General features: G+C 31.5%; 20 protein-coding genes and 1 pseudogene. 11 read left to right on the top strand and 10 right to left on the bottom strand.

The genetic code is table 11. The features are described from left to right. From M890_RS16895 to M890_RS0115425, 7 genes and pseudogenes are all read left to right on the top strand, one after another. Positions 1-480: pseudogene (locus tag M890_RS16895) on the top strand (hypothetical protein); the annotation flags it as partial. 31 nt (positions 481-511) lie between these two features. Continuing rightward, positions 512-1,621, top strand: a complete 1,110-nt coding sequence (locus M890_RS0115450; protein WP_232219164.1) for a T9SS type B sorting domain-containing protein — start codon at positions 512-514, stop codon at positions 1,619-1,621. Positions 1,622-1,829: 208 nt separating this feature from the next. Then, positions 1,830-2,303, top strand: coding sequence for a GNAT family N-acetyltransferase (locus M890_RS0115445; RefSeq protein WP_051437565.1), 474 nt, complete (start codon positions 1,830-1,832; stop codon positions 2,301-2,303). Continuing rightward, positions 2,300-3,028, top strand: coding sequence for a M15 family metallopeptidase (locus M890_RS0115440; RefSeq protein WP_028284385.1), 729 nt, complete (start codon positions 2,300-2,302; stop codon positions 3,026-3,028). The genes M890_RS0115445 and M890_RS0115440 overlap by 4 nt, the downstream gene beginning before the upstream one ends. Before the next feature lie 23 nt (positions 3,029-3,051). Beyond that, positions 3,052-3,819 (top strand): M48 family metalloprotease, encoded by a 768-nt coding sequence (locus tag M890_RS0115435; protein ID WP_028284384.1) that lies wholly within the window; start codon positions 3,052-3,054, stop codon positions 3,817-3,819. Positions 3,820-3,899: 80 nt separating this feature from the next. Beyond that, a complete protein-coding gene (gene gpmI / locus M890_RS0115430) occupies positions 3,900-5,417 on the top strand; it encodes a 2,3-bisphosphoglycerate-independent phosphoglycerate mutase (RefSeq protein ID WP_028284383.1) in 1,518 nt (505 codons plus the stop codon). 375 nt (positions 5,418-5,792) lie between these two features. Then, the gene (locus tag M890_RS0115425; protein ID WP_028284382.1) at positions 5,793-6,194 is read left to right on the top strand and encodes a BT0820 family HAD-type phosphatase; all 402 of its coding nucleotides are present in this window, start codon (positions 5,793-5,795) and stop codon (positions 6,192-6,194) included. A 2-nt stretch (positions 6,195-6,196) separates the two neighbouring features. On the opposite strand, the gene M890_RS0115420 is transcribed toward M890_RS0115425, so the two are convergent. After that, positions 6,197-7,468: an acetyl-CoA hydrolase/transferase family protein gene (locus tag M890_RS0115420; protein ID WP_028284381.1), complete on the bottom strand. Its 1,272-nt coding sequence runs from the start codon at positions 7,466-7,468 to the stop codon at positions 6,197-6,199. 122 nt (positions 7,469-7,590) lie between these two features. Between M890_RS0115420 and map the strand changes: the two genes are divergently transcribed. Genes map through M890_RS0115400 form a run of 4 tightly spaced genes read left to right on the top strand, consistent with a single transcriptional unit; the run spans position 7,591 to position 10,359 of the window. After that, entirely contained in the window at positions 7,591-8,409 is an 819-nt protein-coding gene (gene map / locus M890_RS0115415; RefSeq protein ID WP_028284380.1) for a type I methionyl aminopeptidase, read from the top strand. 9 nt (positions 8,410-8,418) lie between these two features. Then, a complete protein-coding gene (locus tag M890_RS0115410; protein ID WP_036597755.1) occupies positions 8,419-9,198 on the top strand; it encodes a DUF3050 domain-containing protein in 780 nt (259 codons plus the stop codon). 5 nt (positions 9,199-9,203) lie between these two features. Further along, positions 9,204-9,974 (top strand): class I SAM-dependent methyltransferase, encoded by a 771-nt coding sequence (locus M890_RS0115405; protein ID WP_028284378.1) that lies wholly within the window; start codon positions 9,204-9,206, stop codon positions 9,972-9,974. 16 nt (positions 9,975-9,990) lie between these two features. Beyond that, positions 9,991-10,359 (top strand): DUF423 domain-containing protein, encoded by a 369-nt coding sequence (locus tag M890_RS0115400; protein WP_028284377.1) that lies wholly within the window; start codon positions 9,991-9,993, stop codon positions 10,357-10,359. A gap of 50 nt (positions 10,360-10,409) precedes the next feature. Here M890_RS0115400 and M890_RS0115395 read toward each other — a convergent pair whose 3' ends face one another. The 9 genes from M890_RS0115395 to M890_RS16310 form a co-directional block, all read right to left on the bottom strand. Next, positions 10,410-10,766: a hypothetical protein gene (locus tag M890_RS0115395; RefSeq protein WP_157243308.1), complete on the bottom strand. Its 357-nt coding sequence runs from the start codon at positions 10,764-10,766 to the stop codon at positions 10,410-10,412. 37 nt (positions 10,767-10,803) lie between these two features. Further along, complete coding sequence (locus tag M890_RS0115390) at positions 10,804-11,664, bottom strand: hypothetical protein (RefSeq protein WP_028284375.1); 861 nt, start codon at positions 11,662-11,664, stop codon at positions 10,804-10,806. A 152-nt stretch (positions 11,665-11,816) separates the two neighbouring features. Further along, complete coding sequence (locus M890_RS0115385) at positions 11,817-13,895, bottom strand: T9SS type A sorting domain-containing protein (protein WP_028284374.1); 2,079 nt, start codon at positions 13,893-13,895, stop codon at positions 11,817-11,819. A 102-nt stretch (positions 13,896-13,997) separates the two neighbouring features. Continuing rightward, positions 13,998-14,750, bottom strand: a complete 753-nt coding sequence (locus tag M890_RS0115380) for a LytR/AlgR family response regulator transcription factor (RefSeq protein WP_028284373.1) — start codon at positions 14,748-14,750, stop codon at positions 13,998-14,000. Positions 14,751-14,760: 10 nt separating this feature from the next. Continuing rightward, positions 14,761-17,673 carry a sensor histidine kinase gene (locus M890_RS0115375; RefSeq protein WP_028284372.1) on the bottom strand — a complete coding sequence of 971 codons (2,913 nt, stop codon included), beginning with the start codon at positions 17,671-17,673 and terminating at the stop codon, positions 14,761-14,763. Between the two features lie 94 nt (positions 17,674-17,767). Then, a complete protein-coding gene (locus M890_RS0115370) occupies positions 17,768-18,751 on the bottom strand; it encodes an FAD:protein FMN transferase (RefSeq protein WP_028284371.1) in 984 nt (327 codons plus the stop codon). A 38-nt stretch (positions 18,752-18,789) separates the two neighbouring features. Then, entirely contained in the window at positions 18,790-19,164 is a 375-nt protein-coding gene (locus M890_RS0115365) for a DUF8840 domain-containing protein (protein ID WP_028284370.1), read from the bottom strand. Between the two features lie 53 nt (positions 19,165-19,217). Further along, positions 19,218-20,090 carry a DUF4846 domain-containing protein gene (locus tag M890_RS0115360; RefSeq protein ID WP_028284369.1) on the bottom strand — a complete coding sequence of 291 codons (873 nt, stop codon included), beginning with the start codon at positions 20,088-20,090 and terminating at the stop codon, positions 19,218-19,220. 64 nt (positions 20,091-20,154) lie between these two features. After that, the gene (locus M890_RS16310; RefSeq protein WP_051437564.1) at positions 20,155-23,025 is read right to left on the bottom strand and encodes a T9SS type A sorting domain-containing protein; all 2,871 of its coding nucleotides are present in this window, start codon (positions 23,023-23,025) and stop codon (positions 20,155-20,157) included. Positions 23,026-23,160: the final 135 nt, after the last annotated feature.

The raw sequence follows: 23,160 nt of genomic DNA, 5'->3' as shown, positions 1-23,160 counted from the left end.
CCAGGAACTGATGGTGCTGATGGTGCTACTGGTCCACAAGGTCCTGTTGGTCCATCAGGTACTTATATTGGCCACTTTATAATTTCGGCTACAGGTAATCAAACAATAACAGGACTACCTTTTCAACCCTCACAAATAAGTTTTCAGGCTTATCCGAATGTTGAGAGCGAAAATATAAATGCAGACAATGGATTGGGTAACAACAATAATGGTTTTAATAATTCTTTTGGATCTATGACAGGATATGTTAGAGGTACTACTCAACAAGTCATATACGTTGGAGGTAGCGGATCTTCAATTAATGATATTTCACGTTACGCTTCAAGTTCTCACTGTATAGGGATACGATACTCTAATAATAATGGAGATAATTTAGGATTAACTTCTGCTAGTTTTGTTTCATTCAATCCTACAGGATTTACTATAAACGTAGATAATAGAACCGAAAATATACTTGTAATTTTTACAGCATATGAATAAGCTACATCAATTTATAATAGTGTTAGCGATAATGTTTTCACAAAGTGCGTTAGCACAAAATGCACTTCACAATTTTGGAAACTTACAGATACACGATCAAGGTCAAATGGGCTTTCATGTAAACTTAGAAAATGATGGGATGTTTAATGATAACTTAGGCGTTGCTGGTTTTTATAATGAAGACAACTCTTTAACTATTTCTGGGACAAGTATTCCAAAATTTTTCGATATGGAAGTCGCTGTTGACAACCATCTATTCTTAGAGATTAACACGCAAGTCACTAATGGAATAGATTATCTAATAGGAGATATTATTACTCCTCGCGAAACTCCAGAAGTATCACTTGACTATCTTGACAATGCAATATATACGTTAGAGGACGATCTAAGACATGTTGATGGTTATGCATCTGTTTCTAGCACAGAGTCGTTTAATTTCCCTATTGGACAGGACGATAAACTCAGACCGTTAATTACACCTGCACAATTATCTTTAGAAAAATTTAGTGCTGCATATTTTAACGAGGACCCTAACTTCCCTTCTACTTTTGTTAATACTTTTGACACCAGTAACTCTGAGGGCATTATTAATGCAGTAAACACTGAAGAGTTTTGGGATTTTAATGGACGTGTTGAAACCTATGTAACATTAACTTGGGATCAAGAAAGTCAAATAGACAATTTAGTAAACGACCTTATTAACTTAAGAGTGGTTGGTTGGAGTAAAGCTGAAAACCGATGGTTAGATTTAGGCAATTCTGCTACAACTGGTGATTTAAACAATGGAACTATTAGCTCCATTGTATTTACTCCTGAAGATTATGAAATTATAACTTTTGGAGCCTTAATTGGTAGCGATGGACTTACTGTTTACAATGGTATAAGCCCAAATAATGATGGATTAAATGAAAACTTTATAATAGAAGGTGTCGAGTTGTTTAAAAATAATCTACAAATTTTTAATCGATGGGGAAGAATTGTTTATGAAGCAGAAAACTACGACAACACCTTTAATGGTGTGTCTAACAAAAAAGTAGTCGGTAATCAAGGGGAAAAACTACCTGTAGGCACATATTTTTACGTATTAAAACTTACAGAAGAGGATAAAAGTTATTCGGGATATATTTACATTACCTATTAAACCTTTACAATTAATATAAATTAAAAATTAACCCTTCGTGATAATTAAACTTATACGTAGGGTTATTTTATAAAGGCCAAAAAATTACTAAATACCGAAGTCCATATTTAACTTTCAATTAATCTATAGACTACAAATATTGCTAAAGTTTTGTTTAAAATAGATTAATTTTGATGTGTAATTTTAATAAAAAAAGAGTTAAAACTTTATGCTTGATAATTTAAATCAGACACAAAATCAAGATTTAGTAATAAAACCAATTGCTGGTATTGATACTATTCCCATAAGACATGCTGTACTAAGACAAGGCAAACCAATTGAAGCTTGCTTTATAGACCAAGATGATCTAGAAAGCACCTTTCATTTTGGATTATATTTCAAAAACAAACTAGTTGCAGTTTGCACTTTTGTGTCAGATCATTCTACATTATTTAACGATTCAAAACAATATAGACTACGTGCTATGGGTGTATTAGATAATTATCAAGGCATGCATTTTGGTAAACAACTTTTAAATTTTGGTGTAGACTTTTTAAAAACCAAACAAGTTGATAGATTATGGTTTAACGCAAGAATAGTAGCTTTAGACTTTTATAAGAATAACGGATTTGAAACTATTGGAGAAATTTTTGACATCCCAGAAGTTGGCCCACATTACGTCATGCATAAATCTTTAAAATGATAAAAAACACATTATTAAACTTTATAGCTTTTAGTTTAATTTTAATTGCTACAATACCACAATTCGCATTTAACCAATCTACTATTTCTGAACAAGAATTAATAGGAAAAGGTAACCCTCAATTATTTGGCAACGGTTATAAATTAAGAGAAGAAGCACAGCTATCATTTAAAAAAATGCAAGTAGCAGCATTAAAAGACGGAATTAGTATTGGTGCAATTTCAAGTTATAGAAGTTTTGCACATCAAAAACGCATTTGGGAACGCAAATTTAATAACAACAAAGCAAAAGGATTATCTGATCTTGATAACATCAAAAAAATAATAGAATACTCTACAATTCCTGGGACATCTCGTCATCATTGGGGAACAGATATTGACATATACCAAACCAATGTTAAGCAACCAAAAAACGTTTTATTACCTAAAAACTATCACAATAATGGTCCATATTGCAAGCTAAAAGAATGGATGGACACAAATGCTTCAACTTATGGATTTTATTTGGTGTATACAGATAATGCTAATCGCAAAGGTTTTAAATACGAACCTTGGCATTTTAGCTATAAAGCACTTTCTGCTACATATTTAAAAGCTTACAAAAAATTAAATATTTCTGAAATATTAAAAACTGAAGGATTATCAGGAATCGACTCATTTACAGCAGATTTCATTAACAAATACATCTCTCAAAATATTTTAGATATTAACCCAGAACTTTTGTAAATTGTAACATTAATTTATATAATATAATGAGAGGAAACTTAAAAGGAAGACTTCTAATAGGCTTATGTATTGCTGCTTTTTTTGGCTTTAAATATTGTAGTCAACAAGAAATAAATCCATACACAGGTAAAAAACAAGCCATATCCATGACTCCTGATCAAGAAATCCAAATGGGTTTGCAAAGTCGTGATCAAATGGCTGCTCAACATGGTGGTTTATATCCAAATGAAAATTATCAAGCTTTAGTAGACAATGTTGGAAACAAACTAGTAAACAACAGTATTGCTAAAGATACACCCTATAAATACGAATTCCATTTGTTAGCAGATCCTAACACTATTAATGCATTTGCATTACCTGGAGGACAAATTTTTATAACCTATGCCTTATTTTCTCAATTAGAAAACGAAGACCAATTAGCTGGCGTTTTAGGTCACGAAATTGGTCACGTTTTAGGAAAACACAGTGCCGAACGTATTGCTAATTCAGAATTGTGGCAAGGGTTATCTACAGCAGGATCTGTAGGTGCTGATGCTGGTGGATTTATTCAACAGTACGGAATGACCAAATTATTAACCAATGGTCGTGATGACGAATTAGAAAGCGATGATTTAGGTGTCCGATTTATGCTTCGTGCAGGCTATAATCCTGAAGAAATGATAGATGTAATGGAAATTTTAAAACGTGCAGCAGGACCTAACAGACAACCAGAAATGCAAAGCACACATCCTGATCCAGACAACCGTATAGAGCATATTAGAGCGTCTATTAAAAAGTATAGTCTTAACTAAAACGTTATAGTAAATAAGCTTTAAAGTCCTGCAATCGCAGGACTTTTGTTTTTATATTTGTATAAACAAAATCTAATAAAATGAACAAAAAAGTAATCTTAATGATTTTAGATGGTTGGGGAAAATCTCCTGACCCAAAAGTCTCTGCAATAGATAATGCTAACACACCTTTTATAGATAGTTTATATCATAATTACCCAAACGCACAATTACGTACAGATGGTTTACACGTTGGCTTACCTGAAGGTCAAATGGGTAATAGCGAAGTTGGTCATATGAATTTAGGTGCAGGACGAATTGTATACCAAGATTTAGCAAAAATCAACTTAGCAATTGATAACAATACATTAGCACAAGAACAAGTATTAATTGACGCTTTTAATTACGCTAAAGCGGAAAATAAAAACGTTCATTTTTTAGGATTATTAAGTGATGGTGGAGTACACTCCCACATTAACCACTTAAAAGGACTAATTACTGCAACTGAAGCTTCAGGCGTAAAAAATGCATTTATACATGCCTTTACAGATGGTCGTGATGTGGATCCAAAATCAGGAAAAGGATTTGTTCAAGATATAGAAGATTTCACTTTAAACACTAACACTAAACTTGCTAGTTTAACAGGTCGTTACTATGCTATGGATCGTGATAATCGTTGGGAACGCATTAAATTAGCATACGATGCTTTAGTTAATGGAACAGGAGAACTATCTAATAACTTACCACAAAGTGTGCAAAATCATTATGATACAGATATTACTGACGAGTTTATTAAGCCAATCATAAAATCGAATGCTGAAGGCCTTCCGTTAGCTACCATTAAAGAAGACGATGTGGTTATCTTTTTTAACTTTAGGACGGATCGTGGACGTGAGTTAACAGATGCGTTATACCAAAACGACCATCATGAGCAAAACATGCATAAATTAAATTTGTACTACGTCACAATGACCAATTATGGTGATGCCTTTAGTGGAATAAAAGTCATTTTTGACAAAGACAACATTACTGAAACCTTAGGTGAAGTATTAGAAAAGCATAACAAAACACAAATAAGAATTGCTGAAACTGAAAAATATCCTCATGTGACATTTTTCTTTTCTGGAGGACAAGAAACACCTTTTAAAGGAGAAAGTCGCATCTTAAAAAATTCGCCTAAAGTTGCTACTTATGACTTAAAACCAGAAATGTCTGCGTTTGAATTAACAGATGCATTAGTCCCAGAATTAGAGAAAGAAACCACAGACTTTGTATGTTTAAATTTTGCAAATGGAGATATGGTAGGTCATACAGGATCAATGTCTGCTGCAATTCAAGCTTGTGAGGTTGTAGATAAATGTGTAGAAAAAGTGGTCACTACTGCTTTAGCACATGGTTATACAACACTACTAATTGCCGATCATGGTAATTGCGAAACAATGATTAATCCTGATGGATCTCCAAATACAGCACACACAACTAATCCAGTACCACTTATTTTAATTGATAAAGAATTAAAAACAATTAAAGATGGTGTTTTAGGAGATATGGCTCCAACTATACTAAAATTAATGGGTGTAGAACAACCAAAAGCAATGACTTGTCATAGCTTAGTGTAGCAAAAATTCAATATTAAATATCAAAAACGTTCTATTATAATCGATAGGACGTTTTTTTTGTTTCAAAAATTAAAACTAAATCAAACATTTATAATGTCTTAGTATTACTTAACTCCTCTTTCTTTTTATTTCTTTTAAAGTGAAAGAAAAAATCATACTGCTCTTAAAAAAAGAGGAAAGCTAAAAAACAACCCAATTTATAATACACCTTATTCTACTCATACGTCAGTTCGAGTGCTTTTTGAGGCACGAAAAAAGTGTATCGAGAACTCCAATTTAATTAATTTTGAGTTTCATTAATTGAAGTACCACTATTAAGATTACCCTTTACTTTACCAATAATTATTGTATTTTTGAATTCAATTTTTATATTAAATGAAGCTTTCTAAAGGACTTATAATTGCAGTAGATTTTGATGGTACCATAGTAGAAGACGCTTATCCAGGCATTGGTGAAGCACGTCTTTTTGCTTTTGAAACTTTAAAACGTTTACAAGCTGATGGTCACAGATTAATTTTATGGACTTACAGACATGGTAAAAAGTTAGATGAAGCTGTAACTTTTTGTAATGATAATGGGATTACCTTTTATGCTGTAAACCAAAGTTTTCCTGAAGAAACCTTTAATAATGAAGTAAGTAGAAAAATCAACGCAGACCTTTTTATTGACGACCGTAATATAGGTGGTATATTAGGTTGGGGAGAAATCTATCAGATGTTAACTAATGACACTCCCCAAATACCTAAACCAAAGAAAAAAGGTTGGTTTAAATTTTAAAATCAGTACTTTATTAAATCAAAATACTGTCTATCAATAAGTTCTCGATGGTCGGGATGTGCTATATTAACTAATGCTTTTACACGTTCTTTTATGGTTTTTCCATATAAATTAGCAACACCATATTCTGTAACCACATAATGCACGTGCGATCGTGTTGTAACCACTCCTGCTCCAGGTTTTAATGTTGGGACAATTCGGCTAATTCCATTTTTAGTAACCGATGGTAGTGCTATAATTGCTTTTCCACCATCACTTAAAGATGCACCTCTAATAAAATCCATTTGTCCTCCTACACCAGAGTACATATGTGCACCAATACTATCTGCACAAACTTGACCAGTAACATCAACTTCTATTGCACTATTAATAGCTACCATTTTAGGGTTTTGTTTAATAATTGATACATCATTAGTATAATTTGATGCACGCATTTCAACAAAAGGATTATCATCAACATAATCATACAAACGTTGTGATCCTACTAAAAAGGTAGACAAAGCACGTCCTCTGTTAATAGCTTTATAGTTTCCGTTTATTACATTTTTTAAAATTAAATCAATAACACCATCAGAAAACATTTCGGTATGCAACCCTAAATCTTTATGATTTGTTAATCTTGTAAGTACAGCATTAGGAATAGATCCAATTCCCATTTGTAAGGTGCTTCTGTCTTCTATTAAATTAGCCACATAATCACCAATAGTATTTTCTATAGCATTGGGTAAAACCATATTATGTCCTGGTAAAGGCTGATGGCTTTCTACAAACGTATCAATTTCGGACACATGTATAATACCTGCTCCATGTGTTCTTGGCATAAATTTATTTACTTGCGCAATAACCGTTGTTGCATTATCAATTGCTGCTAAAGTCGCTTCAACAGAAACACCTAAAGAGCAATATCCATGTTTGTCTGGTACAGATACGTGTATAAAAGCCACATCTAAATTAATAATGTTTCTTTTAAACAATACAGGTAGTTCACTTAAAAAAACAGGTGTGTAGGATCCATTGCCTGCTCTTAAAGTATGTCTAACGTTTTTTCCAATAAAAAATGAATTAACATGAAAACTATCTTTTAATTCTGGATTAGCGTAAGGTGCTTCTCCTTCGGTATGTAAGTGACAAACCTCTACATGCTTTAACTCTTCATGCCTTTTAGTCATTGCCTGAATTAACGACTGAGGTGCAGCTGCTGCAGCCTGAATATAAACACGATCATTAGATTTTATAACTTTTACAGCGTCTTCTGCTGTGACTGATGTAAACATAATTTTAAAATTTAGAGTACAAAAATAATACATCAAAATACTTTAAAACCTGCTAAATGTCATGTCCTCAAAATAAAATAAGCAGTTTATTTTAAGTATATTTGCACATATTTTTTTTAACCATGATTATAGTAAAAACAAAAGAAGAAATAGAGTTAATGCGCGAAGCAGCATTAGTTGTTTCTAAAACATTAGGTGAAGTTGCAAAAGCTGTAAAACCAGGTGTTACCACTTTACAATTAGATAAAATTGCTGAAGAACACATCAGAGATTTAGGTGCTGTACCAGGATTTTTAGGATTATATGATTTTCCTAACACCTTGTGCATGAGTCCAAACTCTCAAGTGGTACATGGTATTCCAAATAATACACCTTTAGAAAATGGAGATATTATATCTATTGATTGTGGCTCTATTTTAAATGGATATTATGGTGATCATGCTTATACTTTTGCTGTAGGCGAAATAGACCCAGAAACCGAAAAATTATTACAAGTCACTAAAGAGTCTTTATACGTTGGTATTAAAGAATTTAAAGTTGGTAATCGCGTTGGTGATGTTGGTTATGCCATACAAAAATATTGCGAAGATCATGGCTATGGTGTTGTACGCGAGTTAGTAGGTCATGGTTTAGGAACTAAAATGCACGAAGACCCAGAAATGCCAAACTACGGAAAACGTGGTCGTGGTAAAAAATTTATTGAAGGGATGGTTGTGGCTATTGAGCCTATGATTAATCTTGGTACACAACGTATTAAACAACATAGAGATGGTTGGACCATCACAACATTAGATGGTAAACCAAGTGCACATTTTGAGCACGATGTTGCTATCGTAGATGGTAAACCTGAGTTGTTATCGACCTTTGCATACATCTATGATGCCTTAGGAATTGTTAGCAATGAAGAAGACGAGTTTAGACAAAACCCATTAGTTTTATAAAATATAAAGATGTCCATTAGTTATTTAGAAGATCAACTTCAGCCTTTAAGACAAGCATTAAATACTCACAAATTATATTCTGTTTTAGCTAACATTGAAGATGTTAAGCTGTTTATGGAACAACATGTGTTTGCTGTTTGGGATTTTATGTCGCTACTAAAAGCGCTTCAAAATAAATTAACAACGACAACATTACCTTGGGTTCCGGTTGCAAATCCATCCACTGCTAGATTTATAAATGAAATAGTTTTGGGTGAAGAAAGTGATGTAAATGAGTTAGGCGAAGCAAAAAGCCACTTTGAAATGTATTTGGAAGCAATGCAACAAATTGAAGCTAATACCACTCAAATTCATCATTTAATTTCCTGTTTACAACAAGGAATTTCAATTAACCAGGCTTTAAACAAAGTCCAATTGAATCCTGAAACTATAGCGTTTGTACTATTTACATTCAAAATTATTGAAACAAATCAAGCCCATAAAATAGCAGCTGCATTTACTTTTGGTCGTGAAGATGTAATACCTGATATGTTTTTTCAGATTATAAATCAATCTAAAACAAATCAAGATACCTATAGCAAACTAACCTATTATTTAAATCGTCATATCGAGTTAGATGGTGATGAGCATGGACCTTTATCTTTAAAAATGATTGAAGAACTTTGTGGTGATGACACCAATAAATGGGAAGATGTTTTAGAAATTTCTAAACAAGCTTTAAATTATCGTATTGGATTATGGGATGGTATTTACAACTTAATAACAGCACACGAAGCAGTTGAAGCTTAAGTCCTTTGAAAAAACTATTTAAACTTATATTAAACCTAATACCTAGACCTTTACTAATAAGGCTTAGTTACGTAGTGCGTCCTATTCTAGCTTTTTTTTTAAAAGGAAATACGTTTACAGACCCAATTGATGGCAAAAGCTTTAAAAGCTTTTTACCATATGGTTATGGCACACAACGCAATAACGTTTTGTCACCTTCCACCTTAAGTTTAGAGCGCCATAGGTTACTATGGTTATACTTACAAAACGAAACCGATTTTTTTACAAATCAAAAAAAGGTACTACATTTTGCACCAGAGCAATGTTTTTTAAAACGCTTTAGAGCCTTAGACAATATTGATTATACAACAACAGATTTACTATCTCCAATTGCAGACGTAAAAGCAGACATTTGTAATCTTCCGTTTGAGGATAACACTTATGATATTATTTTGTGTAATCACGTGCTAGAACATATTCCTGATGACACTAAAGCTATGCAAGAGTTATATCGTGTTATGAAACCTGGTGGTTATGGCATATTTCAAATTCCGCAAGATTTAAGTAGACAAACCACTTTTGAGGACGATAGTATTACTGATAAAAAAGAACGTGCTGAAATTTTTGGTCAATATGATCATGTACGTGTATATGGCTACGACTACTTTAATAAACTAAGAGACATTGGTTTTATGGTCAATGAAGTAGATTATACTGGCAAACTTTCCGCGAAAGCGATAGAAAAATACTGCTTAGCAAAAGGCGAAATTATACCTGTCGTTTATAAAAAACAATAACCTAAAATTATAAATTATGACTGCACAAGTATTAATTGCAACAGGTGCTGTATTTGGTATGCTATCTGTTATTTTTGGAGCATTTGGAGCTCATGCTTTAAAAAAGATTTTATCTAAAGATCAATTACATAGTTTTGAGGTTGGTGTTAAATACCAAATGTATCACGCTATAGTTTTATTAGCTATTGGCTATGGTCAAGGACCAATGACTACTGCTATTTATTGGTGCTTTGTTATTGGAATACTGCTGTTTTCGTTTAGTATTTATGGTTTAATTTTATCTGATGCTAAAGGTAAAAAGTTGAAATTTTTAGGTCCTATAACACCAATTGGTGGTTTACTTTTAGTGACAGGTTGGTTGTTATTGATAGTTAATATATTTTAAAATAAAAAAAGCTACATTTAAGTAGCCTTTTTTATTTTAGTCTTATTTGATTACGATATCAAATTAACAATAATCTGCTGTTCAGTAACACCTCCAAAACCGTCGGAAGCTATAACTACAATAGTATCCTCTCCTCCTACAAATAAATTATAGTCTATAATATAAGTCAATACAGTTAAGTTAGCGGATAATAAATCTCCGTTTAAATAAATTGCATAAACGACATCCTGATTATCAGGATCTACAGATGCAGTCCAATTAAAAGTTATGCCATCTGCTGTAGCTACACCTTCTGTTAAGGTAAAATCACTTGGATTATTATTTACTTGTGCTTGATCGTCGTCTGCATTACAATTAAACAGTAATACAGTTAAGCATAATAACAATAGTGTTTTAAAATTTTTCATAATTAGTTGAATTTTTAGATTATTAGTAACGTCTTTATTAATGATAGGAACTGTCACACGATTCTGCTGTTTTAGGACAACTTGCTTTATGCTGGTCTCTTAATTTCCAAACTCTGAGTGTTTTTTGACCTTCAGGACTTTGCCAGTAGGCATTGTTTTTAGTCTTAATGTACTCCGCATATTTTTCACCTTCAGCTTTTACAATCTCTAAATCTGCTTCTTCTTTAGCAGTTGTTGTGTGAGCTGCTTGTTTTGCTTTCATTGCCACTAAATAATCGGTAATCATTTTTTTATTATCCTGAGACATCAATGCTTTATACTCTGGTGCTTTGGTATAATCCACTTCGGACTTTGTGTTTAAAGCAACGTCTTTTACTTTACTTAAAAATTTGCCAAACTTTTTCTTCTTTTTCTTTTTTGCTGGTTCTTCTCCATCTGGTGTTGTACCTTTTAATACATAAACACGACTAATCTCTGAGAATTCGGTTTTACTTTTAAAGCCTTTAAGAAAAAACACGTAGTTACCTATTGCCACATAACCTTCATAATACCCATTATGAAACGCAATAGAGGTAAATGGGTAGTTAATTAGATCTATATAGGTTTGTTTAGTCATATCTTGCCAATATTTTACAGATTGTTTTCCATCTTCTGAAATAGATAAGATTTCAATACCACAAGGGATATTTTCGTGTCTTCTTATTTTTATCTGTACTTCTTCTGGTTGTTTTCCTGGATTAAGATGTGCGTAAAGCTTGCCTTTATTATCTTTTCTAATAGCTCCATATTCTAAATAGGTAATACTATCTCCATGTTGTTCTAAATTTTCGAAAATTGTGTTTTGAGCAAATGTACTTGTGGTTACTAATGCAATAAAAAATAAAATAATGTACTTCATAATATATTTGTTTCTGGTTTGATACAAATATGAAGCGATAATAGTAATCCATTTTCTGCTTTTTTGTGAATGGTAAGGTTTTATTAATGAATAGCAACAAAAAAAAGGAAAGCCAAATTGACTTTCCTTTTTTATAAAATTAATAGATAGCTTTATTCTTTTACAAATCGCTTTACATGTTGATTTCCGTTTACATCCAATATTTTTATTAGATAAACACCGTTTGAAAGACTAGAAACATTTAAAGTTTTAGAGTTAGTTTTAATAACTTGTTTTCCTAATAATGAATAGACAGATATATTAGAAATAGCTGCTGCTGTTTTTATATTTAAGGTAGATTTTGTTGGGTTTGGGTATAATGAGATTGAGTTAGATTGAATTTGAAAATCCTCTATGTTTAATGTAAAATTAGCACACTCTGAATCTAACTGATAAAATTCGGTAATTGAATTTTTAAAAGAATTACTTTGACTAAATGAAGGGTCATCAACAAAAATACAAGTCAGATTAGGCGACCCAATAGTTTCTATATATAAATTATTGGCCACATTGGTTCCTGTTCTTAAATCAATATTTGCTAGAGAATTACCACTAACGTAAATATAATTTACATCCAAATTTGAAGAAAAATCTAAATTACCTAAGTTATGTACATATTGGGCTTCAAAATATTGCAAGTTAGTAATACTTGATACATCAATATTTGTTAACCCTGTATAACTTACTACAATGGAAGTAGCTAATTTTAATCCATCGATATTTAAAGTCATTAATGGATTATTACTAATGTATATATTGGTTAAGTATTTATGCGCTCTCAGGTCCATGTTAGAGATATTGTTATTATCTAAATCTAAACTAGTTATATATGCAAAAGCTTGTAAACCCTCTATGCTTTGGATCCCATTAACCCCTAAGTAAGCACCTCCTGTAAAGCCCTTAGCTTCAGATACTTGTATTTCAGAATCACCATTACTATTTATAGTTATATTATTTAATAAACTAGTCTTAAGTGACGTATCTGGAATATTAACAATTGCTGTATAACAATCAAGAGAAAAAATTGTGTATGCATTAACATTGGTCCAATTTGCCTGACTGTAACTGACATTATCAACTTCTACACAGTATAAAGCGTAGTTGTTTGACACATTAAAATTAGCATTACTAATAGCATTATTATTTGTGTTTTTAATGTTTAAACTTACTAAATTATTGTTTTGAGCCTGTAAACTTGTTAATGCAATATTGGATGATAAGTCTAAAGATTCTAAATTATTATTACTAATATCTAAACTAGTAATATTTACAAATGCCTCGATACCTTGACTATTACTTATATCTAAATTAGATACATTAATAGCTCCTGTATAATTTATGGCTTCAGCAGTTTGTATATCATTATCTCCATTAGTGTTGATGGCTGGATTAGATATCAAGTTTGATTTTAAATTAGCATCTGGAATATCTACTACCAATCCATTATTATACAACGCATTTACTTCGGCAGCTGTAATTTTACGCTCAAAATAATAAATATCATCCATTACTCCGTCGTATCTATTATTACCAGTTGTACCACCTGTTAAAGCATTATATAAATCGCCACTATTTAACATTCCAACTTCCTGAACACCGTTAAAAGGCACAGTGGTTAAAACAAAGTCGAGTTGTAGTACATTATCAATGTACAATTGTTTGATATATTGTTGATCAACACCATCATTTTCCTTTCCGACAATAGCTACAATATGGTGCCAATTATTATCTAAAACGTTACTAGCTATATATTGGTTGTCTGGAAAACTACCACAAGAAAATCCATAGGAACAAAAATACCCAGTCCTATAAAATATAGAATTACCTGTTAGTCCTAAAATCCAGCCATTTTCTTGAACATTATCGTATTGATGAAATAAAATACCATCTGTAGTCGATTTGATCCAAAAACTTAAAGATAGTTGGTTACCAGAATAACCAGAACGATTGGGCATTACACCCATGTTATAATGTCCACTATTTAAGTCGACAGCGGAATTTGAATTACCAAAACGGTCATCTACAAAAGTTGGAGTCCCATAACCTGTATTAACAACCAAATCATAATTACTACCTACTTGATTTGTTATATCACCATTTGTAAAGGAATAGTGCTTAGTTGCATCTGATGGGAATTGCGCAAAAGCATAACCACTAACTAGAAGCATGACATAAAGTAATTTTATTCTCATAATATATTTAATTTTAAAATTATGAAACAAAAATGCTAAACTATAGACTTTAATTTTTAAACTTTTTAGTGAATGGTAAGTATTTGTAAATGAATGGTTATTTTAAAATACACGATTAATAATATCCATAAATTCATCCTTACGGTCTCGTGCAATTGGAATGCTTTTGTTATTGCTCATTATAACTTGAAGGCCATCTTTTTTAGTGATCTCTGTCATGTACTTAAGATTAATTAAATACGATCTATGCGGTTTATAAAACAATGGTTTATTACTTAATTGCTCTGTAAAATGTTTTAACGTTTTACAAATTAATTCTGTTTTACCATTTTGCAAAAACACTTTAGTGTAAACACCATCTGCTTCAAAAAACAAGATGTCTTCATGCGAAACAAATCGTATTCCTTTTGGGACTTCTAAAGCTATTTTATTTAATGCTAGTTGTTGAAAATTACGTTCTAGATTAAGTAACTTTTCTTTTATAAAATTTTCTTCTAAACTATTAGATGCTTTATTTATTGCTATTTTTAATTCATCAATATCAATTGGTTTTAATAAATAATCTACAGCTGATAACTTAAACGCATCAATCGCATAATGTCCGTAAGCAGTCGTAAAAATGATTTGAAAATTAATAGTATCATTTTTAAAGAACTCTAAAATTTGAAGCCCAGAATGGTTAGGCATTTCTATATCTAAAAACACGACGTCTGGTTGTTCTGATTTTATTATTGCTACACCTTCCAATAAATTTTCTGCATCAAAAATGGTTACAATTTCTGGACACTCCTCCTCTATCAGCGTACGCAAAATACGTCTAGCTCTTTTTTCGTCGTCTATAATTATCGCTTTCATTGTCTAATTTTTAATCTGTTACTTGTATTTTAATTACCACTTTTGTACCGCAAATGTCATGTTTTTCATTAATAACATCTTCAATAGTTAATGTAATTGCTTTATTATGACTACGATTTAGTAGCTCTATCCTTTTTTGATTTGCAGAGGTTGCAAAAGACTTGTAATTATCTTGACGTTGGTTTTTTATAATTGCGGATGCTTTACGTCCAATACCATTGTCTATAATTTCGCATATTAGACTTTGATTATTAATATCCTGTTTAAAATTGAGCACTAATTTTTTATTGTTTTTTTTATGAAGTAAACCATGTTTTAAAGCATTTTCAACATAAGGCTGAATAAATAATGTTGGGACAAAAGTGTTTTCTAAATCTAGATCTTGATGGATATTAATTTCAAATTTAAAATCGTCATCAAATCTATCTTTTTCAAGTTCTAGATAAAGTCTAAGCGTTTTAATTTCTTCATTTAAAGTAATTTCATTGGCTTGACTATGTTCCAAATAGGTCCTTATAAGTCTAGAAAACTTAACTAGATATTGACGCGCTAATTTACTTTCGTTTAAAATAATATAATCTTGGATAGAGTTTAAGGCATTAAATATAAAATGAGGATTCATTTGTGATCTCAAATTTTCTAATTGCGAAAACACCAATTGCTGATTGATCTTTGCTTTTTCTAAAGCTTGAAATTGTGCGATATTTAATCGTTTTGTTTTTTGGGAATAGTACCACCAAACCAACCCAACAGAACTTAGTAAAAACAATAGATAAAACCACCAGGTTTTATAAAATGGTAAACGGACTGTTAAGGCAATGCTTATTGGATTTGTGTAATTATTTTGAGATCTATTTTTAGCTCTTACATTAAATTTAAATTGTCCTGCTGGCAATGTATTAAATTTAACAAAGTTTAATCCGTTGTCTAAGGCTATCCAATTTTTATCATAACCTTCTAACTGATATTCAAAATCGACAAATTGATTTGTTTGAAATCCATTGACATTAAATCCAAATCTAATTTCGCTTTCTGTTTGCTTTAAGGTATATGACGTCTTTATAATAGTATCTCTTTCTTGGATGGATACATTAGTAAAATAAGGTTGAGAAGTACTTCTAACAGTATTAATTTTATTACTATTAAATTGATACAAACCAGTATTTGAACTAAAAAACACTTGATCTCCTACGACTTCAATAGCATTAATATTGTAAGAGTCTATACCATCTTGTTTATTAATAGTATTTAATGTTTTTGTTTTATAATTATAGCTTTGTAAGCCTTTATCTGTAGCTATCCAAATTACATTTTTATCTGCTACTAGTACATTAATTAAGTTTGATGCTAGTCCGTTTTTTATATTTATTGTTTTTATTAAACTATCATTTTTAAATCCTAACAATCCTTTTTCATCTGCAGCAACCCAAACCATATCGTCATGACTTATCGCGATTTTTAAGGCATAAATAGGACTGTTATTATGTGTTATTTTTTTATACTTATTAGTCTTTAAATCTACCCAACCTAAGCCATCTACAAAACTACAATACGCTTTGCTTTTTGTTTTATTTAATACAGATCCATAGCTTCTTAATGTCCTAAGATTATAAATAGAGTCTTTATTTTTATTATAAATAGAAAGTGAATGTGGAAGACTAATTAAATATTGATTATGATCCAACACATCAATTGATTTTGTTACAATCAGGTTACTGCTTTGACTTTGCTTGGTGTCTAGATTATAAATTTTTGAATCCGTAGTCGCAACCATTAACAAGTCCTTTGCTAAAGGGTTATAGCAAATATTATATATCTTATTATTAAAGCTTTCTGGTAATTTTTTAAATTTATTTTTTTTTAGGTTATAACTAAAAACCTCATTTGAGTTAGTAGCTATGTATAATAAATCATCATTAACTTTCTCTATAGCTTGTACACCAACATTATCAGGTAAATTTATTTTATTTAGTTGCTTATTTGGTAGTACAAAAACACCATTATTAAGCGTTGACAACCAGTAATTATTATCCTTATCGATAACAAGATCTGTGATATATTGGTTTTTAAAAATATGTTCTTTTACTATTAAAACATCACTATCCAATTGAGATATAAAAATGCCTTTATTTGTTAAAATCCATAAGTTATTGTTGAGGTTATAAGAATGAATTACAATGACATTTTGAAGTTGTATTGGGATGTCCACTTCGATTATACCACCATCTAATAATTGATACAAACTAGTTTTACTAGTTGTTTGTAATTGGTTGAAATAATATATTTGGTCATTCCATTCAAAAAATTTTCTTATAACCCGTTGATTAAATGCTGCAATTGGTGAATTATTTAAAGTTTTAGCATCTTGAAAATCAACTGTTGAAGAAAAACATATTATACTATTTTTATTATAATAAAACCCTTTTGAGTTGTAGTTTAAATCTACCATATAAGACCTTGTCGAACTATTTAATGTCGCAGTAATACTTTTTGTACTAATATCTACAGTTACTATTCTGGATGGTTCATAAATTATTAAATGATTATCGTAGATATTAAAATCTACTAACGTTTTAATATGGCCATAATCCTCAAAAAGCTTTAACTCCTCATCTTGGACATAAAAAAATTGACCTGATAAATTATTACACCAAAGTCGTCCTTGATTGTCTAATTTTAAACCAAAAAGCGAGCGTCCTCTTTTATCTGGATTGGTAAATAATTTATAGTTTCTACCATCATACCTATACAAACCTTTATCTGCTGCTAACCAAATAAAGCCTTTATTATCCTCTAGTAAATCATAAAATTCTATGTCAGGCAAACCATCTTTTTCTGTAAGATGTATGGATACAGGCTGTTGCGCTAAACCAGTATGATAAGCGAGGAAGACTAAAAATAATATAAAATAGCGATGGATCAATCAGTTATGCTTTTCTCAAAGCTACAAAATTGACTGCTATTAAATTATAAATTATTAGCGAACGGTATAAAAACCTATTTAAATGGTAATAAGATTAATTAACTGGAAAATTATTAAATGCTTTAGACTCCAATTCTCCTTTATCGTTTTCAAAAATCAAAAATGCTTTTAACTCAGGATGTTTTGCCATAAAGTAATCCACTTTTTCAATTCCCATTGCCTGAAAAGCAGTTGCATAACCATCTGCCATCATACAGGTTTGTGCAATAACAGACACACTTAAAATATTGGTTTTAGATGGATAACCTGTTTTAGTATTTATAATGTGTGCGTATTTATTTCCGTTTTCGTCAATTTTAAATTTACGGTATGTCCCAGAAGTTGCCATAGCTTGATCTTTTAAAACTAACGTCTTGTTGTAGCTTTGAGAGCCATCATAATTTGGGTTTTCAATACCAACAGTCCATCCCTTTGCTTTGCTAATATTAATGCCTTTTGCTCTTAACTCTCCTCCAATATCCACGATATAATTTTTTATGTTCTTAGATTCTAAAAAATCTGCAATTACATCTACGCCATACCCTTTAGCAATCGCATTAAAATCTATAAATGAGGCTTCTGGTTTTTTTATTTTACGATCAACCAAGCCAACTCTGTTTAAGCCTACAAAACGCATTAAACTATCAATTTTGACGCTATCTAGAGTCATTGTATTGTTTTCTGAACCAAAATTCCAAGCATTAACAATCCTTCCAATAGTTGGATCTAAAACACCTTCGGTTTCGCGATAAATTTGTTTTGATGCCTTAAAAACGGTTATAAAATGGTCGTCCACGTCAACTTCTTCATTTCGGTTTAACCGTGAAATATCAGAGTTATCTTGATAATTAGACATGGATTTATTGATAATTGCAAACAGACTATCAAATTGTTTGTTATAACTTGTGCCATCCAAATCAAAATACTGTACACTATAACTTGTACCAAACACAGGACCTGACACTTTTAGTAATTGAGGTTCTTTTTTACAAGAAAAAAAGATAAGTAGGATAGAAAATATAAGCGTGTAATGTTTCATTTAGGCTGAGTTGTAAATTAAAAAGAAAATTATAAGTCTTAATTTAGGTTGGTTTCAATTAATTGAATCCCATTATATTCTATTAAATATTCTTCATTTAAATAAACAGGCAAGTCTTCTCCCTTAGGATTCCCTAATCCAACACCAGCATATAGTATTTTAGAATTATGGTCTGTAGCATGCTTCTTAAAAGATTCCATCCAAATTACATCATAATTATTAGCATTATTTGGTAATAAGACAGCACGAACAATTACAAAAAAGTATTGTTTATTTTTATCCATAACTACAAATTGCGGATTACTTTTTAATTGACTATTAATTGCTATAAACTCAAAACCACGCTTCTCTAGGTCTTTACCTACATGATTCATGGCTAGATTATGTAACTCTTGTTTTGATAGTGCTTTCATACTACAAAAATAAAGTTTATTTCGCTTTCGCGGAAAAAAAGCCGACTAACAAATTACTTAAATCGTGCAAATTTAGAATTGTAGAATGTAAAATTTGAAACTGGAATTACAGTATCCATTTTTAAGTTATACCAAGGAGAAATTGAAGCATCCTCAAGGTTTTTTACTAAATGAACACTTTGTGCAGGTGTATTACCTTGAAATAATAAAAACAAGCTTTCACCTTTATCGTTTACAACTTGATCTGCTAGCATTACAATATGTCCAGGAGTGCCACCTAAAATTAGCATATCACCTATTTGCAAATCGTCTGCTTTAGTTACTGGCTCTAACTCGTTAAAAAGTGATAAGGTCCCAGAATAGGTATATATTAAATTTAAATATTTATAAAAATTAGCCTTGCTATTATTTGCTGTTGCAGTCTTACTAAAAGTGACTTTATTACCATTTATTTTAGGTCTAAATCCTTTAGCATAATCTGACCAAGAACAGTAATGACCTGAGGTAAAATTAAACCCTATTTGGTCTTTTTTATTGGTTTCCCAAAGGTATTCACTTCTTATTCTAATTAGTGCATCTGCGCATTGTTGTAATCCATTTTTAGGTACACTAATGTCTAATATCCCTTCATGTCCTTTTTGCCAATAATAAACAGAATTATCATAATTAATAATTTTACTGCCATAAGGTTTTAAAGCATAATTCCGGAGATAATCCTGATAGCTTCCAATCGGATAATCAACTCTTTTAAATCCTTTTGGAGGATTTACCCTAGACGCAATAGTTAAACTATCCTTATTAATATTTGATGATGTAACACTTTTAGATAGCTTATTTACAAACTGCTTAACAGGTTTTGGATTAAGCTTGTAGACTAAAAGTAACAAGGTTATAAATATTAAAATAACAAGGATTATTTTTCTCATATAGCTTTAAAACGAAAAAGCCCAATACTTTCGTATTGGGCTTATATTTAAAATTATCTTAAAATTATTTTACAATAATCTTTTTAAATACAGATTTATTACCTGCTTCAACTTTAAGAATATAAATTCCTGTTGATTTAGCATTTAAATTTACTGTCTTATTAAATAAAGATCCTGTGTTAGTATACTTGTCGTTTAATATCTGACGTCCTCTAATATCATAAACTGTAAGTGTTACATCTTCAGTAGTACTTATTGATAAAGTAATAGCTCCAGAAGTTGGGTTTGGATAAACACTAAATTGATCAAAAGCAAACTCTGAAGTAGATAAACTAGCTTGAGGTACACCAAAATAGAATGTTCCGTCAATTCCAGTTGTAAATGTTCCAGATACTACAAACTCTGATCCAAAAGCTGTTACTGCTGCTGGCACAACTTCTACTTCTGTCCCATGCTCTCTAATAATACTTAAAGATGCAGTAGTTTGACCTGTTGCAGCTTCCCAACCTGCTAATTCTGCACTAGTAAAGTAAAACTCGATTACAGCATTTGTACTTGTTAAAGCATTTGTTGGTGTAATGGTAAACGTTTTATCTGCAAAAAAGTTTGGTGTTGTATTACCATTATAACTTTGTGCACTAGTTCCTGCTCTAGATACAAATACATCTAAACAACCAAAGTCTTCTGTCCCATTATTTGTCATGTCTAACATTAAATCAGAACTTACAGCATCACTTGATGTTATTGTTCCTGAAGTTGTTAAGCTTAATTGATCCATAGTTGCAAAATTTTCTGCTGTTTGAATAGAAGTCCCAGTAGTAGCATCTACACTTAATGTATCAAATAGTAATAACCCATCACCAGGAGTATTATGGTGTCTGATTACAATTTTACCTGTTGTACCAGCATAAGGCGTTAAATCGTGTGTTCTAATCTCTGTTCCTGTAGCAGGTACTATTCTATCGTTTTCTAATACAAACTCTTCTAAATCTGCATACGCTGTTGGAGTACTAACAGTGGTATAATATACTGAGTAATGTTCCTGATAACCACCACTCGTATTATAAGATCCAACTACATAAGATACCGCAACATTGGTTGCACTAGCTGGAATAGTAAATGCTTCAGATACTAAATATTGGTCTGGTGTATATCCACCTGGTCCTGTATTTAAAAGTGTACCATTAGACTCAGAAAGAGCTGTATCACCTACAATATCTCCAAAACCATCTAAACCACCAACACCTGCATACCATGCGTTACCATCTCCATCTCTATCATATACAGATAAACCTGTACCATCATCAAAATTATTACTATAAACATTAACAGTAGTTGTTAATGCTGCTGCTGCATCATCATTTAATATTGTTAATTGATGAGTCGCTGCCGAAGCCAATGTGCTACCTGTTGTAGTAACATTTACATTTAGTATAACTGTTTCATCAGCTTCTACAAAACTATCATTATAAACTCTTAAAGTTACTACATTACTTCCTGTAGCAGTAGTTGCTCCTGTTGCAAATACAACCGAATTATTTAATAATTCAAAATCTTCTCCTTCAACTGCTGTACCTGTAGCAACCAATGTAGCTGTAGCTGTTGCATCACCACCTTCAGATATATTTAAATCAAAATTATAATCTACAAAATCACAATCACTACCTTCTAATGCCGAAGTAGGAGCTGCTGTAGTAAAACTAATTGTAGGCTGAGATGGATTACATACGTTAGATGCATTTAACTCCATACGTCTTGGACTAGACTGCATAACTGCTACAATTCTATCTTTTTGATCTTGAGTAAAAGTATCCATACATGCATCTGGTGTATAGTCCATATAGTTTTGTACTTGGTCATTACCTAAGCCATCGGATACACAATTATCTACGGTTACACAAGAGTAATTTGGTTGATTAGAATCTGGTGTGTCAGCACAAAAATCTCCTGCTGAACTACCTCCAACACAGTTAGAATTATCTCCCCAAATATGACGTAAACCTAACCAGTGTCCAACTTCGTGAGTCATTGTTCTTCCTAAGTTATAAGTTGGATTAAGCATAAATGTACCATCATCCTCAGCTAAAGTTCCCATAGAGTCAAATGCTGCGACAACACCATCTGTGTTAGCTGCTCCTCCATTTGTACTTAAACCAATTAATCCTGAGTTACTAGGAAATTGTGCGTAACCTAATAATCCTCCTAATCCAGGATTAACGTTATCATCTAAAGGGTTACCTCCTGGACGTATGGTCCACATATTTAAATATTTTGTAGGATCCCATTGTGTGTTAGCTTTCATAGTCTCCACATCAGATCTAATTTCCCAATCACCAGTATTAGATGGTGTTTGACTATTACTGTACGGAGTAATTACGTGTCTAACTACTCCTGTGGTAGGATTACCACTTTCATCTTGTTGTGCAATACAAAAATTTATCTCTACATCAACTGCAGCTCCAGTACTATTTATACCTCCTGGTGTACCAGCTAACCTTCTAAAATCTTCATTCATTACTTGAATTTGAGATAAGGCTTGCGCATCTGTTATATTTTCTCCAGTTCCTAAGGCATCACCATCATGTACAACATGAATAATTACAGGAATATTATATACAACTTGCTCACTTCTTCCACTTGCTCTCTCAGTACGAATTTGAGCTAATTTAGGAGCTAACCATTCTTCAAACTGAGCATCTGTAGCTCTCTTTGGATATTTTTGCTGTAATAAGATTTCGTTTTCATCGGTTAAACATTTAGCATAACCAATCAGTTCTATAGACTGTTTTGTCGCTTCAGTCAATTCAAATGGACCTCTTTTAACTTCAAGGTTTGAATTTAAACTTGCATTACTAGTTTGAATCTGTCCTACTGCGGAAACACTAGTACCTAATAATAAAAAGGCCAATGCACCTTTAAGGGTAATTTTGTTCATATTGATATTTTAATAAACGTTAAAATGTTACTTTTTGCCGAATTTACGAAACATAATAAATAAAGTAAGAAACTTTAACACCCTAATTTTGCAAACAAAAAAAAGCCAGAACAATTAAGTTCTGGCTTTAATATT

Source organism: Olleya marilimosa CAM030, assembly GCF_000518485.1.
Lineage (GTDB): Bacteria > Bacteroidota > Bacteroidia > Flavobacteriales > Flavobacteriaceae > Olleya > Olleya marilimosa.
Note: the sequence above shows the minus strand (reverse complement) of the source record. Positions and strands in the feature narration are given on the sequence as shown.

Coding starts and splice junctions, on each gene's coding strand:
- M890_RS0115420 (WP_028284381.1), bottom strand. CDS start 7,468: ATGTTTACATCAGTCACAGCAGAAGACGCTGTAAAAGTTATAAAATCT.
- M890_RS0115445 (WP_051437565.1), top strand. CDS start 1,830: ATGCTTGATAATTTAAATCAGACACAAAATCAAGATTTAGTAATAAAA.
- M890_RS0115395 (WP_157243308.1), bottom strand. CDS start 10,766: ATGAAAAATTTTAAAACACTATTGTTATTATGCTTAACTGTATTACTG.
- M890_RS0115360 (WP_028284369.1), bottom strand. CDS start 20,090: ATGAGAAAAATAATCCTTGTTATTTTAATATTTATAACCTTGTTACTT.
- map (WP_028284380.1), top strand. CDS start 7,591: ATGATTATAGTAAAAACAAAAGAAGAAATAGAGTTAATGCGCGAAGCA.
- M890_RS0115400 (WP_028284377.1), top strand. CDS start 9,991: ATGACTGCACAAGTATTAATTGCAACAGGTGCTGTATTTGGTATGCTA.
- M890_RS0115385 (WP_028284374.1), bottom strand. CDS start 13,895: ATGAGAATAAAATTACTTTATGTCATGCTTCTAGTTAGTGGTTATGCT.
- M890_RS0115365 (WP_028284370.1), bottom strand. CDS start 19,164: ATGAAAGCACTATCAAAACAAGAGTTACATAATCTAGCCATGAATCAT.
- gpmI (WP_028284383.1), top strand. CDS start 3,900: ATGAACAAAAAAGTAATCTTAATGATTTTAGATGGTTGGGGAAAATCT.
- M890_RS0115370 (WP_028284371.1), bottom strand. CDS start 18,751: ATGAAACATTACACGCTTATATTTTCTATCCTACTTATCTTTTTTTCT.
- M890_RS0115390 (WP_028284375.1), bottom strand. CDS start 11,664: ATGAAGTACATTATTTTATTTTTTATTGCATTAGTAACCACAAGTACA.
- M890_RS0115410 (WP_036597755.1), top strand. CDS start 8,419: ATGTCCATTAGTTATTTAGAAGATCAACTTCAGCCTTTAAGACAAGCA.
- M890_RS0115425 (WP_028284382.1), top strand. CDS start 5,793: ATGAAGCTTTCTAAAGGACTTATAATTGCAGTAGATTTTGATGGTACC.
- M890_RS0115380 (WP_028284373.1), bottom strand. CDS start 14,750: ATGAAAGCGATAATTATAGACGACGAAAAAAGAGCTAGACGTATTTTG.
- M890_RS0115450 (WP_232219164.1), top strand. CDS start 512: ATGTTTTCACAAAGTGCGTTAGCACAAAATGCACTTCACAATTTTGGA.
- M890_RS16310 (WP_051437564.1), bottom strand. CDS start 23,025: ATGAACAAAATTACCCTTAAAGGTGCATTGGCCTTTTTATTATTAGGT.
- M890_RS0115440 (WP_028284385.1), top strand. CDS start 2,300: ATGATAAAAAACACATTATTAAACTTTATAGCTTTTAGTTTAATTTTA.